The sequence below is a fragment of the Nocardioides ungokensis genome (assembly GCF_013466985.1).
In the GTDB taxonomy this organism is placed as follows: domain Bacteria; phylum Actinomycetota; class Actinomycetes; order Propionibacteriales; family Nocardioidaceae; genus Nocardioides; species Nocardioides ungokensis.
The window spans coordinates 2,195,128-2,210,474 of the sequence record NZ_CP059164.1 but is presented as its reverse complement, the minus strand read 5'-3'; the positions used below and the strand labels follow the sequence as shown (position 1 = coordinate 2,210,474).

General features: G+C 72.5%; 17 protein-coding genes and 1 pseudogene. 9 read left to right on the top strand and 9 right to left on the bottom strand.

Annotated features, from left to right (window positions below; translation table 11 throughout):
* Window positions 1-38: 38 nt before the first annotated feature.
* Complete coding sequence (locus H0S67_RS25065; protein WP_246355296.1) at window positions 39-452, bottom strand: DNA glycosylase family protein; 414 nt, start codon at window positions 450-452, stop codon at window positions 39-41.
* Between the two features lie 21 nt (window positions 453-473).
* A complete protein-coding gene (locus H0S67_RS25060) occupies window positions 474-983 on the bottom strand; it encodes a hypothetical protein (RefSeq protein ID WP_246355295.1) in 510 nt (169 codons plus the stop codon).
* A gap of 64 nt (window positions 984-1,047) precedes the next feature.
* Here H0S67_RS25060 and H0S67_RS25055 point away from each other — a divergent pair, with 64 nt between their 5' ends.
* The 4 genes from H0S67_RS25055 to H0S67_RS10815 all read left to right on the top strand — a co-directional run bounded on the left by H0S67_RS25055 (window position 1,048) and on the right by H0S67_RS10815 (window position 4,919).
* Window positions 1,048-1,689 carry a hypothetical protein gene (locus H0S67_RS25055; protein WP_246355294.1) on the top strand — a complete coding sequence of 214 codons (642 nt, stop codon included), beginning with the start codon at window positions 1,048-1,050 and terminating at the stop codon, window positions 1,687-1,689.
* Complete coding sequence (locus tag H0S67_RS25050; protein WP_246355293.1) at window positions 1,674-2,294, top strand: ATP-dependent DNA ligase; 621 nt, start codon at window positions 1,674-1,676, stop codon at window positions 2,292-2,294. The genes H0S67_RS25055 and H0S67_RS25050 overlap by 16 nt, the downstream gene beginning before the upstream one ends.
* A 1,338-nt stretch (window positions 2,295-3,632) precedes the next feature.
* Window positions 3,633-4,163 carry a hypothetical protein gene (locus tag H0S67_RS10820; protein WP_180936571.1) on the top strand — a complete coding sequence of 177 codons (531 nt, stop codon included), beginning with the start codon at window positions 3,633-3,635 and terminating at the stop codon, window positions 4,161-4,163.
* 63 nt (window positions 4,164-4,226) lie between these two features.
* Window positions 4,227-4,919 carry a TetR/AcrR family transcriptional regulator gene (locus H0S67_RS10815; RefSeq protein ID WP_180936570.1) on the top strand — a complete coding sequence of 231 codons (693 nt, stop codon included), beginning with the start codon at window positions 4,227-4,229 and terminating at the stop codon, window positions 4,917-4,919.
* 4 nt (window positions 4,920-4,923) lie between these two features.
* On the opposite strand, the gene H0S67_RS10810 is transcribed toward H0S67_RS10815, so the two are convergent.
* The 5 genes and pseudogenes from H0S67_RS10810 to H0S67_RS10795 form a co-directional block, all read right to left on the bottom strand.
* Complete coding sequence (locus H0S67_RS10810; protein WP_246355360.1) at window positions 4,924-5,283, bottom strand: PASTA domain-containing protein; 360 nt, start codon at window positions 5,281-5,283, stop codon at window positions 4,924-4,926.
* A gap of 32 nt (window positions 5,284-5,315) precedes the next feature.
* A complete protein-coding gene (locus tag H0S67_RS10805) occupies window positions 5,316-5,987 on the bottom strand; it encodes a serine/threonine-protein kinase (protein ID WP_180936569.1) in 672 nt (223 codons plus the stop codon).
* A gap of 85 nt (window positions 5,988-6,072) precedes the next feature.
* Window positions 6,073-6,336 (bottom strand): annotated as a pseudogene (locus H0S67_RS28110) (protein kinase domain-containing protein); the annotation flags it as partial.
* Between the two features lie 123 nt (window positions 6,337-6,459).
* Window positions 6,460-6,849 (bottom strand): hypothetical protein, encoded by a 390-nt coding sequence (locus H0S67_RS25045; RefSeq protein ID WP_246355292.1) that lies wholly within the window; start codon window positions 6,847-6,849, stop codon window positions 6,460-6,462.
* Window positions 6,780-7,700, bottom strand: a complete 921-nt coding sequence (locus tag H0S67_RS10795; protein ID WP_246355291.1) for a thiolase family protein — start codon at window positions 7,698-7,700, stop codon at window positions 6,780-6,782. Before H0S67_RS10795 ends, H0S67_RS25045 begins: the two co-directional genes overlap by 70 nt.
* A gap of 130 nt (window positions 7,701-7,830) precedes the next feature.
* Between H0S67_RS10795 and H0S67_RS10790 the strand changes: the two genes are divergently transcribed.
* The 3 genes from H0S67_RS10790 to H0S67_RS10785 are packed head-to-tail and all read left to right on the top strand — an operon-like array spanning window position 7,831 to window position 10,036.
* Entirely contained in the window at window positions 7,831-8,904 is a 1,074-nt protein-coding gene (locus H0S67_RS10790; protein ID WP_281369009.1) for an SDR family oxidoreductase, read from the top strand.
* Complete coding sequence (locus tag H0S67_RS28105; RefSeq protein WP_425489914.1) at window positions 8,805-9,164, top strand: SDR family oxidoreductase; 360 nt, start codon at window positions 8,805-8,807, stop codon at window positions 9,162-9,164. Before H0S67_RS10790 ends, H0S67_RS28105 begins: the two co-directional genes overlap by 100 nt.
* Window positions 9,164-10,036 carry a MaoC/PaaZ C-terminal domain-containing protein gene (locus H0S67_RS10785; RefSeq protein WP_180936568.1) on the top strand — a complete coding sequence of 291 codons (873 nt, stop codon included), beginning with the start codon at window positions 9,164-9,166 and terminating at the stop codon, window positions 10,034-10,036. Before H0S67_RS28105 ends, H0S67_RS10785 begins: the two co-directional genes overlap by 1 nt.
* A gap of 9 nt (window positions 10,037-10,045) precedes the next feature.
* On the opposite strand, the gene H0S67_RS10780 is transcribed toward H0S67_RS10785, so the two are convergent.
* Both H0S67_RS10780 and H0S67_RS10775 read right to left on the bottom strand, forming a co-directional pair.
* Window positions 10,046-10,795 (bottom strand): acyl-CoA thioesterase, encoded by a 750-nt coding sequence (locus tag H0S67_RS10780; protein ID WP_343050470.1) that lies wholly within the window; start codon window positions 10,793-10,795, stop codon window positions 10,046-10,048.
* Window positions 10,796-10,961: 166 nt separating this feature from the next.
* Window positions 10,962-11,903, bottom strand: coding sequence for a proteasome assembly chaperone family protein (locus H0S67_RS10775; RefSeq protein ID WP_180936567.1), 942 nt, complete (start codon window positions 11,901-11,903; stop codon window positions 10,962-10,964).
* Window positions 11,904-12,125: 222 nt separating this feature from the next.
* Between H0S67_RS10775 and H0S67_RS10770 the strand changes: the two genes are divergently transcribed.
* Window positions 12,126-13,325 carry a thiolase family protein gene (locus H0S67_RS10770; RefSeq protein WP_180936566.1) on the top strand — a complete coding sequence of 400 codons (1,200 nt, stop codon included), beginning with the start codon at window positions 12,126-12,128 and terminating at the stop codon, window positions 13,323-13,325.
* Window position 13,326: 1 nt separating this feature from the next.
* Window positions 13,327-15,315, top strand: a complete 1,989-nt coding sequence (locus H0S67_RS10765; protein WP_246355290.1) for a 3-hydroxyacyl-CoA dehydrogenase NAD-binding domain-containing protein — start codon at window positions 13,327-13,329, stop codon at window positions 15,313-15,315.
* Window positions 15,316-15,347 lie beyond the last annotated feature (32 nt).

Below are 15,347 nucleotides of genomic sequence, written 5' to 3'. Positions count from 1 at the left end.
AGGTCGATCACGGGTGGCACCCCGCCCGCGTGTGGCGGTCAGGTCCGACGGGTGACGGTGGCCGGGAAGTGGGTGCGCGGGGCCATCCGGGCGCCCCGGCGGGGACGGTGCAGCCCGGCCAGGCCGACCAGCGCCTGGACGCGACCGCGGTGCGGGCGCCACGGCTCGAGGAACTCCTCGAGCTCCGCGTCGTCGAAGGGGGTGCCGGTGAGCGCCCAGCCGATGTCCTTGGCCACGTGGTAGTCGCCGAACGACACCGCATCCGGGTCGCCGTGGGCGCGCTGGCGCACCTCGGCGCTGGTCCACACCCCGATGCCGGGGAGGCTGCGCAGCCGGCGGTCCGCCTCCTCGTGGGCAGTACGGCGGTGCGCTCCAGCGCGTCGGCGACCGCGGCAGCCCGGACCAGGGTGCGGGAGCGGGCCGGGTCGACGTGCATCCGCAGCCACTCCCACGACGGGATCGTGCGCAGCCGCTCAGGAGTGGGCTGCACCCAGAGCCTTCGACCACCGGGCCCGGGCACCGGTGCGTGCTCGCCGTACCTGTGCACGAGCATCCGGAACCCCGCGAACGCCTCCTGGCCGGTCACCTTCTGCTCCAGGATCGCCGGGACGAGGGACTCCATGACCAGGCCGCTGCGCCCGATGCGGACGGGGCCGTGCCGCCGCATGGCCTCCTCGACCCGGGTGGCGGGGCTCGAACCCGCTCGGGTCGTCGTCGGCCCCCAGCAGGCCGGGCACCGAGTCCAGCGCCCAGGTCGCACCAGGGCCCCACGCCTCGGCCAGCACCTCACCGTCGTCGGGACGCGCCCCCACGACCAGCGTCGCCGGCCCCTCGGGGGTCCGGATGCCGCGCCAGTGCCGGCCCGCCTCGTCGAGGTGGTACGTCGGGTCGCCGGCGCCGCGACGGCGATACAGCAGCATCCGGCCCACCGAGCAGGGCCAGTCGGGCCTCCACACGCGGGTCCGGCCGGCCTCGTTGCTCACGTCGCCGACGCTAACCCACTCCGACCACGGCGGCGGTGTCGGTGGCTGCGGTCAGAATGTTCCCGTGCTGCTCTCCGACCTCGTCGCCACCTCCGACGCCGTGTCGGCCACCCGGTCCCGCAAGGCCAAGGTGGCCGCGATCGCCATCCTGCTCGCCGCGGCCTCGCCCGAGGAGCTCGAGACGGTCACGGCCTACCTCGGCGGGACGCTCCGGCAGCGTCGCACCGGGCTGGGCTGGCGCGGTCTGACGGACCTGCCCGACCCGGCGGACGCGCCCACGCTGACCGTGCTGGAGGTGCACGAGGCATTCGACACCATCGCGGCGCTGGCCGGGCCCGGCTCGCAGGCCGCCCGGTCGGCGGCGGTGACCACGCTGTTCGGGCGGGCCACCGCAGCCGAGCAGGCCTGGCTGCGAGGCGTCGTCACGGGCGCTGTCCGCCAGGGCGCGCTCGACGCGCTGGTGCAGGAGGCGGTGGCCCAGGCCGCGGGCGTGCCGCTGCCCGCGGTGCGACGCGCCGCCATGCTCGCGGGATCGACGACCGCGGTGACCGTGGCGGCGATGACCGGCGGGCAGGACGCGTTGTCCGCCTTCGGGCTGGAGGTCGGCCGCCCCGTGCTGCCGATGCTCGCTTCCAGCGCGCCCGACGTCGCGGCCGCCCTCGCCAAGGCGGCCGACGCCCCGGGTGCTCCGTGTCGGTCGACGTGAAGCTCGACGGCATCCGCATCCAGGTGCACCGCGACGGCGACGACGTCCTCGTCGCGACCCGCACCCTGGAGGACATCACGGCCCGCCTGCCTGAGGTGGTCGCGGTGGCCCGCGCATTGCCGTCCTCGAAGTTCGTGCTCGACGGCGAGGCGATCGCGCTCGACGAGGCCGGTCGTCCGCGACCCTTCCAGGAGACCGCGTCACGGACCGCCCAGCAGGCCGGCGTCGCCGTCACGCCGTACTTCTTCGACGTGCTCCACCACGACGGCGCGGACCTCCTCGACGCTCCCGGCGCCGAGCGGCTCGCGCTCCTCGATCGGCTCGTCCCGGCCGAGCACCGGGTCCCGGGCTGGTCACCGGCGATCCCGCCGAGGCGCAGGTGTTTCCTCCAGGACGCCCTCGACTCGGGCCACGAGGGCGTGGTGGTCAAGAGCCTCGCCGCGTCGTACGACGCCGGCCGCCGCGGGGCCGCGTGGGTGAAGGTGAAGCCGGTGCACACCCTCGACCTCGTCGTGCTGGCGGTCGAGTGGGCAGCGGCCGGCGCGAGGGCTGGCTCTCCAACATCCACCTCGGTGCCCGCGACCCCGAGACAGGCTCCTTCGTGATGCTCGGCAAGACCTTCAAGGGGATGACCGACGAGATGCTGGCCTGGCAGACGGAGCGTTCAGCGACCTGGCAGTCGACCCCGGCTCGATCAAGGACACTACGTCGTCCCGCTGCGGCCCGAGCAGGTGGTCGAGGTCGCGTTCGACGGTGTACAGCGTCCTCCCGCTACCCCGGCGGGATGGCGCTGCGATTCGCCCGCGTGGTGCGCTACCGCGACGACAAGACAGCCGCCGAGGCGGACACGGTCGCGACCGTGAGGACCTTCCTCGGCTGACCGGACGTCACCGGGCCAGTCGGCCGCATCGCTCCACATGGCGGTGCCCACCTCGGTCCTCTGGTCTCCAGCGGGGGGCCCGTCGGCACGCGCCGTCGAACCCGTTTGCCGGACGGACGTGGCGCCCGCGCCTTACAGTCCTCCCGTCGTCGCAACCGATGAGGGGACCACATGCGAAGCACGGGTCGTACTGGTCGGCTGCTCGGCTCCGGAATCGTGTGGTCCGTGCTGGTGGGCGCCGTCTGGACGTTCGCCGGTCAGGCGCAGGCGGTGGATCCGTCACCGCCGGTCGCCGCGGACGACCACCTCGTCATCACCCCGTTGACCTACGAGGCCGAGGTCGACGTCCTCGACAACGACTCCGATCCCGCGGGCGACGCCCTCCAGGTCTGCCGCGTCGACGCACCCGACGACGCCGGCCTCGGGGTGCACATCTGGTCGCACGACGGCTGGCCGGGCATGAACGTGATCGGCCCCGCCTCCACCTACCTCACCGTCGAGCCGCGTACGACGCTGCACACCGGCAGCTACCCGGTGACCTACTACGCGTGCAACACTCACCTGCTCACCCCGGCCACGCTGACCGTGGAGGTCCGCCGGATCACCGCCCGCGCGGTGGACGGCGAGCCCGGCGTCGTGCGCTTCACCAACCCGCTCGACGAGCCCATCGACGTGCTCTACGGGCCGTGGCGCGGCCGCGAGGCCACCGGTGCATTCACCCTCGCGGCCCACGCCTCCAAGGACCGGACCGTGCGCCACGAGTCGATCGCGTGGGCGGCGTTCCGGACCGCCGACGAGGGTGGCGACGACCCCTACCCCGTCGGCTACGGCGTCATGCGCCACACGGGGGCCGCCCCCGAGCGTGGGGGCGTGGGGGCACGCGATGCCAGCGGCCGGCTCGCACCCCGCTTCGAGGGACTCGCGGAACGGTTTCCTGTCCCGGCCGCCCCGGCCCCAGGGTGCCCAGGGTGCCCAGCCCGGCCTCGTCCCCTCGGCCAGCGCGGACACACGCAGCGCCACGACCGCACTCGACAACCAGGCTCCCGTCACCGCTCCCGACCACGTGACGCTCGACTACTACGACGTCGAGCACGTGCACGTCCTGGCGAACGACACCGACGACAGCGCCGGGGACCTCGGCATCTGCTGGATCGACATCCCTGCCGACACCGACCTCAGCGCCGTCCTCGAGCCCTGGTGGGCGGACTCCGACCGCGCCCGATCCGATGATCCGGACCGCTACGTCGATCTGGGCGCGGAGTCCGCCGCGGCAGGCACCTACGAGCTCACCTACTACGCCTGCGACCGGCAGTACCTCACGCCCGGCACCCTCACCGTCACGGTTCGCGCGTTCCCGCCGCCGACCGTGCGCCGGGTGGACGGGCATCCGGGCGCGCTGCGTGTCAGCAACCATGGCTATCGCACCGTCAAGCTCACGTACTTCCGCAGCGGCCACTACAGCGAGAGGACCCGCCTCTTCGTTCCCGCACACAGCGGGCGGACCCTGCGCGTCGACTACAACTCCCTGAGCTACTTCGCCGACACCGCCATCGGCCCTCTGAGCGACGGCACGGTGCGACACGTGCTGCGATGACTCGGTCCGACATTCGCGTCACAGTCGTGCAACACCGGGTTGCACACGCTTTACGATGACCGCATGTCGTCCCCAGGAGCAGCCCCGACCGACGGCCGGCGTTCCGCGGCCGCGGCCCGGCGCCGGGCCCGCGAGAAGGAGATCCTCGGCGCCACCCGGGCCCTCTTCGACGCGCGTGGCGTCCGCGACGCGCAGATCGAGGACATCGCGCGGGCGGTCGGGATCAACCGGGCCATCGTCTACCGGCACTTCACCGGCAAGGAGGAGCTCTTCGCCCTCACCCTGGTGACCTACCTCGACGAGCTGCGGACCGCGCTGGCCGACGCGGCCGCGTCCGAGGACGAGGCGCGGGACCGGCTCGCGGCGATCGTCGGGGCCTTCGTGGACTACGGGCTGTCGCACCCCGCCTTCACCGACTGCGCGCAGGCACTGATGCGCCGCAGCGGGCCGGAGCTGCTGGAGGAGATCTCCGAGGGCGCGCTCTTCCGGCTCGGTCGCGGCATCTCCTCGTGCCTGGCCACCCTCAGCGGCGTCCTCGAGGACGGTGTGGCGTCGGGAGACTTCACGGTCGCCGACCCCACGCTGCTGGCCAACACGCTCTACGCCAGCGGGCTGGGTGCGCTGCAGCTCGCCCGGGTCGGCATCCTGGTCAAGGAGGCCGCCCCCGGCATCCCCACCGTCGGGGCGATCTCGCCCGACCAGGTCAAGGATTACCTCGTCGCGTCGGCCCTGGCGCTCGCCACCCGCCCCACCTGACCTCTCAGCGCCGCACCGTCCGCATCGGCGCCGTCGGGGCCAGGGGCGGGACAGCCACGGTCAGCGTCACCGAACTGCCGACCGGCAGCCGCCCGGTGGGCCCCACCGCCACCACGGTGCCGGCGTCCTGCGCCTGGGTCCGCGATGCTCGCACCGGCACCAGCCCGAGTGCCACCAGGTCGCGGGCTGCCTGGGTGTACCGCTCCCCCATCACCCGTTCCGCTCGGAGGCCGATCCGCCCGGACGCGACCGTCAGGGTCACCGTGGCGTTGGCGTCGGTGCGCGTGCCGGGCGCCGGGTCCTGGCCGAGGATGACACCGCGGTGGCCGCCCGGGTCGTCGACGAAGGTCTTCTCCACGACCAGCCCGCGGTCGTCCAGCTCCTGAGTCGCTGCCGTCAGGTGCTCGCCGCGCAGGTCGGGACGCCGATGCCCGGCTCCCGAGCGGCGACGAACGTCGAGCCGGCGACGGCCGCGACCAGGACCGCCGCCGCGACGTACGCCCGGCGCGACCGCAGGGCCGGCCGGCGGAGCAACGACAAGGGCGCGGACCGACGCTCGGGCACCGGCGACGGCGCCGGCACCACCTCGACCGTCGGCGACGCCAGTCCAGCGGCGCGGGCAGCGACCTCGGCCGCGGAGGCGGGCCGCGCCCCGGGATCCTTCGCGATCAGCTGCTCGACCAGGGCCCGGACCCCCTCGGGACCTCGGGCCCGCGGCGGCGCCTCCTCCCGGAGGTGTGCCAACGCGGTGGCGACGTCGTTCTCGCGGCGGAAGGGCTTGAGCCCGGTCAGGCACTCGTAGGCGACCATGCCGAGGGAGTAGAGGTCCGAGCGGCTGGTCGCCGAGCTCCCGTCGCACTGCTCGGGGCTGATGTAGTCGGCGGTGCCGACGATGGCGCCGGTGAGGGTCAGGGGGTCGGCGTCGACGGTCCGCGCGATGCCGAAGTCGACCAGCACGACACGCCCCTCGGGCGTGACCAGCATGTTTGCGGGCTTGAGGTCCCGGTGCACGATCCCTGCCCCGTGGGCCTCCTGGAGCGCCGCCGCGACCTGCGCGACGATGTCCATCACCTCGGTGGCCGGCAGCGTCCGCCGCTCCCCGCAGCACCTGCCACAGCGAGGTGCCCTCGACGTACTGCATCACGATGTACGGCGCCGGCTCGTCGCCGGACGTGTCCTCGCCGTAGTCGTAGACCTGGGCGATCCCCGGATGGTGCAGCACGCCGGCCAGCTGCGCCTCCGCTCGTATCCGGGCCCTGACCGTCTCGTCGGCGCCGCTACTGCGCAGCATCTTCACCGCGACGGGTCTGTCGAGCAGCGTGTCGTGCGCCAGCCGGACGGACCCGACGCCGCCGGACCCGACCAGCTGATGGAGCTCGTAGCGGCCGTTGCCCAGGGCGTCCGCGGCATCCACCATGCGTGACTCGTACCCCGCCCGACTCGACTGATGCCCGGACCGCCCCGGCGGCTCCGGAGAGGGTGGGAGGTCAGCTCTCCAGGATCGCGACGACGCCCTGACCGCCGGCCGCGCAGATCGAGATCAGGCCGCGGCCACCGGGACCGTCGGTGGCGGCCTTCTCGGCGAGCAGCTTGGCCAGCACGTTGACGATCCGGCCGCCGGTCCCGCGGCGAACGGGTGGCCCGCCGCCAACGAGGAGCCCTTGACGTTCAGCTTCGACCGATCGATCGAGCCCAGCGGCGTCGAGGCCGAGCCTCTCCTTGCAGAAGATCGGGTCTCCCACGCCTTGAGCGTCGAGAGCACCTGCGAGGCGAAGGCCTCGTGGATCTCGTAGTAGTCGAAGTCCTGCAGCGACAGTCCCTCGCGCTCGAGCATCCGCGCCACGGCGTACGCCGGGGCCATCAGCAGCCCCTCGCCGCCGTGCACGTAGTCGACCGCGGCCGTCTCGTAGGCGGTGAGGTAGGCCAGCACCGGCAGGCCCCGCTCCTTGGCCCACTCCTCGGAGGCCAGCAGCACCACCGAGGCCCCGTCGTCAGCGGCGTGGAGTTTCCGGCGGTCATGGTGGCGGCATCGCCCTTGCCGAAGACCGGCTTGAGCTTGCCGAGCTTCTCGACGCTGGAGTCCGGGCGGAGGTTCTGGTCGCGCTCCAGGCCACGGAACGGCGTGACCTGGTCGTCGAGGAAGCCCTCGTCGTACGCCCGGCGAGGTGCTGGTGGGAGGCGGCGGCGAGCTCGTCCTGCTCCTCGCGCCCGAACCTGCCACTCCAGCGCGGTCAGTGCGGCGTGGTCGCCCATCGAGAGGCCGGTGCGCGGCTCGCCGTTCTGAGGGATCGCGGGCACGATGTCGCCCGGGCGGACCTTGGCCAGCGCGGCCAGGCGCCCCTTGAGGTCCTTGGCGCGGTTGAGCTCGAGCAGGATCTTCCGGAGGTTCTCCCCCACCGCGATCGGCGCGTCCGACGTGGTGTCGGTGCCTCCCGCGATCCCCACCTCGATCTGGCCGAGGGCGATCTTGTTGGCGACCTGGATGGTCGCCTGCAGGCCGGTGCCGCAGGCCTGCTGGATGTCGGTGGCCGGGGTCTCCGGCGAGAGCCTGGAGCCGAGCACCGACTCGCGCGTCAGGTTGAAGTCGCGGGAGTGCTTGAGCACCGCCCCGGCGACGACCTCGCCGAGCCGCTCGCCCTCGAGCCCGAACCGGGCGACCAGCCCGTCGATGGCGGCGGTCAGCATGTCCTGGTTGGACGCGGTGGCGTAGACCGTGTTGGACCGGGCGAACGGGATGCGGTTGCCGCCGATGACGGCGACGCGGCGGGTCTCGGGGTTCATGCCCGACATCCTTGCCTTCCGATCCCGGGGAGTGAAGGTTATGAGGGCCACGTCACGAAATATGGACGCAGAGTTACACGTCCAGTTACATGGACCCGACCCGCCCCGTCATCCGGAGGATCAGACTCACATGAGCGACAAGTACCAGGGCTTCGTGCAGACGCCGATCGGCAAGCTGCTGGTGAAGAACCTCGGCCTGCCCAACCCCACCCCCCTGGAGCGGTACGCCGCCGGGGCGCCGCTCGTGGACGGCACCGTGCTGGTGGGCGGTCGTGGTCGGCTCGCGGAGTCGCTCCCCGGCGTGCTCGACCTGCTGGGCATCGCCTCGACCCAGGCGCCGGACGCGGACGCGTCGTACAAGGGCCTGGTCTTCGACGCCACCGGGATCACCACGTCCGCCGACCTGAACGCGCTGCGGGACTTCTTCACCCCGGTGCTGCGCCGCCTGGACACCTGCCCGCGCGTGGTCGTCCTCGGCACCCCGCCGGAGAGCGTCGAGGGCGGCGAGCGCGTCGCCCAGCGTGCCCTCGAGGGCTTCACCCGCAGCCTCGGCAAGGAGGTCGGCCGCGGCGGCACCGTGCAGCTCGTCTACGTCGCCGAGGGGGCGGAGGCGGCGACCGCCTCGACGCTGGCCTTCCTGCTCTCCCCCAAGTCCGCCTACGTCTCGGGCCAGGTGGTCCGGATCGGCGCCACCGGCACCACGAAGGCGGCCGAGGTCGCCGACTGGCAGCGCCCGCTGGAGGGCAAGGTCGCGCTGGTGACCGGCGCCAGCCGCGGCATCGGCGAGCAGATCGCCCGGGTGCTGCACCGCGACGGCGCCACGGTCGTCGGCGTCGACGTGCCGCAGGCCGCCAGCGAGCTCCAGGCCCTGATGACCGAGCTCGACGGCGACCACCTCACCCTCGACATCACCGGCAAGGACGCGCCCCAGCGGATCGCGCACCACCTGAAGGAGAAGCACGGCGGGGTGGACTTGGTGGTCCACAACGCCGGCATCACCCGCGACAAGAAGCTGGCCAACATGGCCGAGGACCGCTGGGACTCGGTGCTGGCGGTCAACCTGATCGCCCGGAGCGGATCACCCGCGAGCTGCTCGACCAGGGCGTGGTCAACGACAACGGGCGGATCGTGGGCGTCGCCTCGATCGCGGGCATCGCCGGCAACGTGGGCCAGACCAACTACGCCGCCTCCAAGGCCGGTGTGATCGGGCTCGTGGACTCGCTGGCCGAGGGGCTCGAGGACGGCATCACGATCAACGCCGTCGCCCCCGGCTTCATCGTCACCCAGATGACCGCCGCGGTGCCCTTCGCGACCCGCGAGGTCGGCCAGCGCCTGAACGCCATGTCCCAGGGCGGTCTCCCGGTCGACGTCGCCGAGACCATCGCCTGGTACGCCAGCCCCGGCTCCACCGCCGTCAACGGCAACGTGGTGCGGGTCTGCGGCCAGATGATGCTGGGGGCCTGATGGAGCCCCGGGTCGTCGAGGGCACCCCGCACGCGCTCCCGCTGCTGCTCAAGGCTGCGCTGCCGTCGGTGCCGGGAGTGGGCGCGCTGCCGGGCATCCGCAAGCACGGCTCCGGGCTGCCCGACCTCGTGCTCACCCGCCACGACGTACCGATCGACGTCGACCACGTGGCGGCGTACGACGAGGTGTGCGGCTTCCCCCGCAAGGACACCGTGCCCCTGACCTACCCGCACCTGCTGGCGTTCGGCCTGCACATGACGATCATGACGGACTCGGCCTTCCCGTTCCCCGCCATCGGCACCGTGCACCTGGAGAACTCCATCACCCAGCACCGACCGGTCGCCGTGACCGAGCGCCTCCAGGTGACGGCCCGGGCGACGAACCTGCGGCCGCACGCCAAGGGTCAGGTCTTCGACATGCTGACCACCGTCCACTCGGCCGGTGAGCTGGTGTGGGAGGAGACCTCGACGTTCCTGCGCCGCGGCCGCGGCGACGAGGCCGCCCCGGCGGGCGCCACCTTCCCCGAGGCACCCGCGACCGGCACCGTGTGGCGGCTGCCCGGCGACCTCGGCCGGAGGTACGCCGCGGTGTCGGGCGACCACAACCCGATCCACCTCTACCCGCTGACCGCCAAGGCGCTGGGCTTCCCGCGCCAGATCGCGCACGGGATGTGGAGCAAGGCCCGCTGCGTCGCGGCACTCGAGAACCGCCTGCCCGACGCTGTCGAGGTGTCGGTGGCGTTCAAGAAGCCGATCCTGCTCCCGGGCTCGGTGGCCTTCGGGTCCCGGCCGCTCGACGGCGGCTTCGCCTTTTCGTTGACCAGCCCCAGGAACGGCGCCCCGCACCTCGCAGGACGGACGCGCGACCTCTGAGCGTCCGTTCTAGGGCCGGTCGTCGACCGGCCGGATCAGGCCCTCCTGGGCGACGGTGGCCACGAGCCGGCCGTCGGGGGTGAACACCCGGCCGATCGCGAGGCCGCGCGCGCCCTGGGCCGAGGGCGAGAGCTGGTCGTAGAGCCACCACTCGTCGGCGCGGAAGGGGCGGTGGAACCAGATGGTGTGGTCGAGCGAGGCCATCTGGATCTCCGGCGGCCCGGCCCGGTGCGGCACCAGCGTGGCACCGAGCAGGCTCATGTCGCTGGCGTAGGTGAACGCGGCCAGGTGCCGGACCGGATCCTTGCCGAGGTCCTCGGTGACCCGGACCCACATCCGCGCCTGCGCCGGGTGCGCGGGGTCGGCCTCGAGCCCGCGCAGCGAGTTGCCGAGGTAGCGGGCGTCGAGCGAGGCGAACTCCTTGACCAGCGACTCGGCCTCGTCGACGTCGCCCCGCTTGCGCCACAGATCCGCCAGGCTGAGTCCCTGCTCGGGGCCGGGAACCTCCGGCATCACGTCCTGGTGCTCCAGGCCCTCCTCCGAGCGCTGGAAGCTCGCGGTGAGGTAGTAGATCGGCCGCCCGTGCTGGCGCGCCACGACCCGGCGGGTGGCGAAGGAGCGGCCGTCCCGGATCCGCTCGACGTCGTAGACGATCGGGACCCTGGTGTCCCCCGGCCGCAGGAAGTAGGAGTGCAGCGAGTGGATCGCCCGGTCGTCCTCCACCGTGCGGACCCCGGCGATCAGCGCCTGGGCGGCCACCTGGCCACCGAAGACCCTGCCGCTCGGTGTCGGACTGGCGGCCGCGGAACAGGTTGACGTCGATCTCCTCCAGGTCGAGCAGGTCGACGAGGTCGGAGGCGGGAACGGACAAGGGGATTCCTCGCTTCGGTTCAGGTCGGTCGGACGGGCCCGGGTCGTCCCGGGGTCAGGACTGCTCGTCGGGCCCGTCGAGCCCGGCGAGGAACTGCTCGAACTGCTGGCCGATCTCCTCGCCCGTGGGCAGCGGCTGGTCCTCGGCCAGCAGGCTGCTGCCACTCTCCTCGGCGCGCTCGAAGGCGTCGTACTGCTGCTCGAGGGCGACCACGACCTCGTTGACCTCGTCGTTGGCGGCGAGGTACCGCGCGATCTCGACCTCACGCTCCTCGGCCTCCACCAGCAGGTCGGAGAGGTCGACGGTCAGCCGCCCGGCCTTCTCGACCTGCTCCAGCAGCGCCGCGGACGCCTTGGGGTAGTCGAGCTGCGCGAGGTAGTGCGGGATGTGCGCCACGAAGCCCATGGCCGCGTGCCCCCACTCCCCCAGCCGCACCTCGAGCAGGGCCTGGGCGCTGCTGGGGATCCGCAGCTCCCCGCGCCACGCGCTCTCGCCGATGAGCAGGTCGGGGTCGTTGGCGTGGTGGGTGACGGCGATGGGGCGGGTGTGCGGGACGGCCATCGGCACCGATCCCATGCTCACGACCCGGGTCACCCCGAAGCGCTCGACGACCTCGCGGACCGCCCGGGCGAACGCCTCCCAGCGGTTGTCGGGCTCCGGCCCCTGCAGGAGGAGGTATGGCGTGCCGCCCGTGTCGTGCAGCAGCCGGACCACCAGCCGCGGGGCGTCGTAGGCCTCGTAGTGGTCGCGGACGAACGACATCGCGGGTCGGCGGGCGCGGTAGTCGTGGAACTGGTCCACGTCGAACGTCGCCACGACGGGACCCTCGCCGAGGTCGACGAGGTGCTGGGCGGCCCGGGCGGCGGCGTTGCCGGCGTCGAGGAAGCCGTCGAGTACGAGCACCATCGTCAGGTTGCGTCCCTGACCCGGCTCGGTGGCGGCTTCGAGCCCGGGCACGTCGTCGACGATGTGCACGAGACGGGGTTCCTGCGACACGGGGGTGTCCTTCCGGGGGTTGGAGCTGCGGGGCGCGGCATGCGGAGCGTCCCTGCCGACCACGATATTCCCCCGCCGCCACCCGCGTGCGGATGACGAGGCGGGGCAGCGCGGCGGGGTGACGACACCCACACCGGAGTGGGACTGCGCCCGTTGTTACCGCAGGGTAACGTTGGGCCGGCACCATCCCCTGCTTTCCCCTTCCGTGAGAGGACCCCGAGAGTGTCCCGACAGCTGCGAGAAGTCGTCTTCGTCGACGGCGTACGCACCCCGTTCGGCAAGGCCAAGGGCCAGTACGCCGAGACGCGGGCCGACGACCTGGTCATCAAGTGCATCCGCGAGCTCATGCGCCGCAACCCCTCGCTCCCGCCCGAGCGCGTGGACGAGGTGGCCGTGGCCGCCACCACTCAGATCGGTGACCAGGGCCTGACCATCGGTCGCACCGCCGCGCTGCTCTCCGGCCTGCCGCAGAGCGTCCCCGGCTTCGCCATCGACCGGATGTGCGCGGGCGCGATGACCGCTGTCACCACCACCGCCTCCGGCATCGCGTTCGGCTCCTACGACGTGGCCATCGCCGGCGGCGTCGAGCACATGGGCCGCCACCCGATGGGCGAGGGCGTGGAACCGAACCCGCGGATCCTCTCCGAGCGGATCGTGAACCCCGACGCGCTGGTGATGGGCAAGACCGCCGAGAACCTGCACGACCGCTACCCGACGATCACCAAGGAGCGCGTCGACGCCTACGCGGTCCGCTCGCAGGACAAGACCGCCGCGGCCTACGAGGCCGGCCGGATCCAGCCCGACCTGGTGCCGGTCGCGACCCGCTCCGAGGAGCTGGGCTGGGGGCTGGCCTCCACCGACGAGCCGATGCGCCCGGGCACCACGATGGAGTCGCTGGCCGCGCTGAAGACGCCGTTCCGCGCGCACGGCAAGGTGACCGCGGGCAACGCCGCGGGCATCAACGACGGCGCGACCGCCGCGCTGCTCGCCGACGAGGAGACCGCCCGCGAGCTGGGCCTTCCGGTCAAGATGCGGCTGGTCTCCTACTCGTTCGTGGGTGTCGAGCCCGAGGTGATGGGCGCCGGCCCGATCCCGGCCACCGAGAAGGCCCTGAAGCAGGCCGGCCTCACCATCGACGACATCGGGGCCTTCGAGGTCAACGAGGCGTTCGCCGTCCAGGTGCTGGCCTTCCTCGAGCACTTCGGGATCGCCGACGACGACCCGCGCGTGAACCCGTACGGCGGCGCCATCGCCATGGGTCACCCCCTCGCCTCGTCCGGGGTGCGCCTGATGACCCAGCTGGCCGCTGCGTTCGAGGAGCGACCCGAGGTCCGCTACGGGCTGACCACCATGTGCATCGGCATCGGCATGGGCGGCACCGTGATCTGGGAGAACCCGCACTACACCGGAGAGGCGGCCTGACATGACCGAGATCGCGAATCTGCTGACCCGCGCCCAGGAGATCTCCTCCGACGCCGAGCGGGTCACCGAGGCCAAGCTCCGCAAGGTCACCCTGCCCAAGGGTGCCGGGGTGATGGGCCTGATCACGCTCGACAACGGCGAGGACCACACCAAGCCCAACACGTTCGGGCCCCGCGGCCTGATCTCGCTGAACACCGCGATCGACGCTGCTCTCGCCGACGACGAGATCACCTCGCTCGGCGTCACCGGCAAGCCGTTCATCCTGGCGGCCGGTGCCGACCTCACCTCGATCGCCGGCGGCGGCCCGGACGGCGTACGCGTGATCGCCCAGCTCGGCCACGCGGTGATGCGCAAGCTGCAGGACGGCGGCAAGCCGTCGTTCGGCTTCGTCAACGGCCTCGCCCTGGGCGGCGGCCTCGAGGTCGCGCTGCACTGCACCTACCGGACCGTGATGGACAGCGCTCCCGCGCTCGGGCTGCCCGAGGTCATGCTCGGCCTGATCCCGGGCTGGGGCGGCGCCTTCCTGGTGCCCAACCTGGTCGGCCCCGAGAAGGCGGTCACGCTGATCCTCGAGAACCCGCTCAACAACGGGAAGACGCTGGGTGGCAAGGCTGCCTACGAGCTCGGCCTCGCGGACGCGTGCTTCTCCGGGGCGGACTACCTCGAGCAGTCGCTGCTGTGGGCGGCCGACGTCCTCACCGGTGCGGTGACCGTCGAGCGGGCCACGATCGACCGCGGCGAGCCGTGGGACGCGGCCGTCGCCAAGGGAGCACACGTCGCCGAGTCGAAGACCGGCGGCGCCAGCCCGGCCGCCAAGAAGGCCGTCGAGCTCATCGACGCCGCCCGGGACGGCGACCGGGACGCCGGCTTCGCCCGTGAGGACGACGCCCTCGAGGCGATGTCGCGGACGCCCGAGCTGATCGCGTCGCTCTACGCCTTCGACCTCGTGCAGAAGCGGGCCAAGCGTCCCGCGGGTGCGCCCGACAAGTCGCTGGCCCGGCCGGTCACCAAGGTCGGCATCGTGGGAGCGGGCCTGATGGCCAGCCAGCTCGCGCTGCTGTTCGTACGCCGCCTCGAGGTGCCGGTGGTCCTCACCGACCTCGACCAGGAGCGCGTCGACAAGGGCGTGGCCTACGTGCACGACGAGATCGAGAAGCTGCTTGCCAAGGGCCGGATCGGCCGCGACAAGGCCAACCGCCACAAGGCGCTCGTCTCGGGCGCGGTCGACAAGGGCGAGGTCTTCGCCGACGCCGACTTCGTGATCGAGGCGGTCTTCGAGGAGATGTCGGTCAAGAAGTCGGTCTTCGCGGACGTCGAGAAGGCGGTCTCGCCGGAGTGCATCCTGGCGACCAACACCTCGTCGCTGTCGATCACCGAGATGGCGGCCGACCTCGAGCACCCCGAGCGGGTCGTCGGCTTCCACTTCTTCAACCCGGTCGCGGTGATGCCGCTGCTGGAGATCGTCAAGGGCGAGCGGACCGACGACGCCACCCTCGCCACGGCGTTCGCCACCGGCAAGGCGCTGAAGAAGACCACGATCCTCGTCAAGGACAGCCCGTCCTTCATCGTGAACCGGCTGCTCGGCCGCTTCATGGGCGAGGTCGGCCGGATCGTCGACGAGGGCACCCCGGTGCCGGTCGCGGACCGCGCCTTCGCAGGCGTGGCCCCGATGCCGCCGTTCATGCTCCTCTCGCTCGTCGGTCCGGCGATCGCGCTGCACAACAACGAGACGCTGCACCGGGCCTTCCCGGACCGGTTCTACGTCTCCCCCGCCCTCGAGCGCGTGGTCGCGGCGAGGAAGTCGTCGTACTACGGTCCGGACGGCGGCATCGACCCCGAGGTCGAGGCACTGCAGGAGAAGCCGGAGCAGCCGGTCGTCCTGGAGCCCGCCGAGATCCGCACCCGCGTCCTCTCCGGGCTCGCTGAGGAGGCGCGGCTGATGCTCGACGAGGGCGTCGTCGCCGCCCCGAGGACCTCGACCTGGCGATGATCACCGGCGCGGGCTTCTCGTTCTGGAACGGC

Excerpts from the sequence above, each read along its gene's own strand:
- H0S67_RS10765 (WP_246355290.1), top strand. The coding sequence starts at position 13,327 with ATGACCGAGATCGCGAATCTGCTGACCCGCGCCCAGGAGATCTCCTCC.
- H0S67_RS10795 (WP_246355291.1), bottom strand. The coding sequence starts at position 7,700 with ATGAACCCCGAGACCCGCCGCGTCGCCGTCATCGGCGGCAACCGCATC.
- H0S67_RS10805 (WP_180936569.1), bottom strand. The coding sequence starts at position 5,987 with ATGGACATCGTCGCGCAGGTCGCGGCGGCGCTCCAGGAGGCCCACGGG.
- H0S67_RS10785 (WP_180936568.1), top strand. The coding sequence starts at position 9,164 with ATGGAGCCCCGGGTCGTCGAGGGCACCCCGCACGCGCTCCCGCTGCTG.
- H0S67_RS10815 (WP_180936570.1), top strand. The coding sequence starts at position 4,227 with ATGTCGTCCCCAGGAGCAGCCCCGACCGACGGCCGGCGTTCCGCGGCC.
- H0S67_RS10790 (WP_281369009.1), top strand. The coding sequence starts at position 7,831 with ATGAGCGACAAGTACCAGGGCTTCGTGCAGACGCCGATCGGCAAGCTG.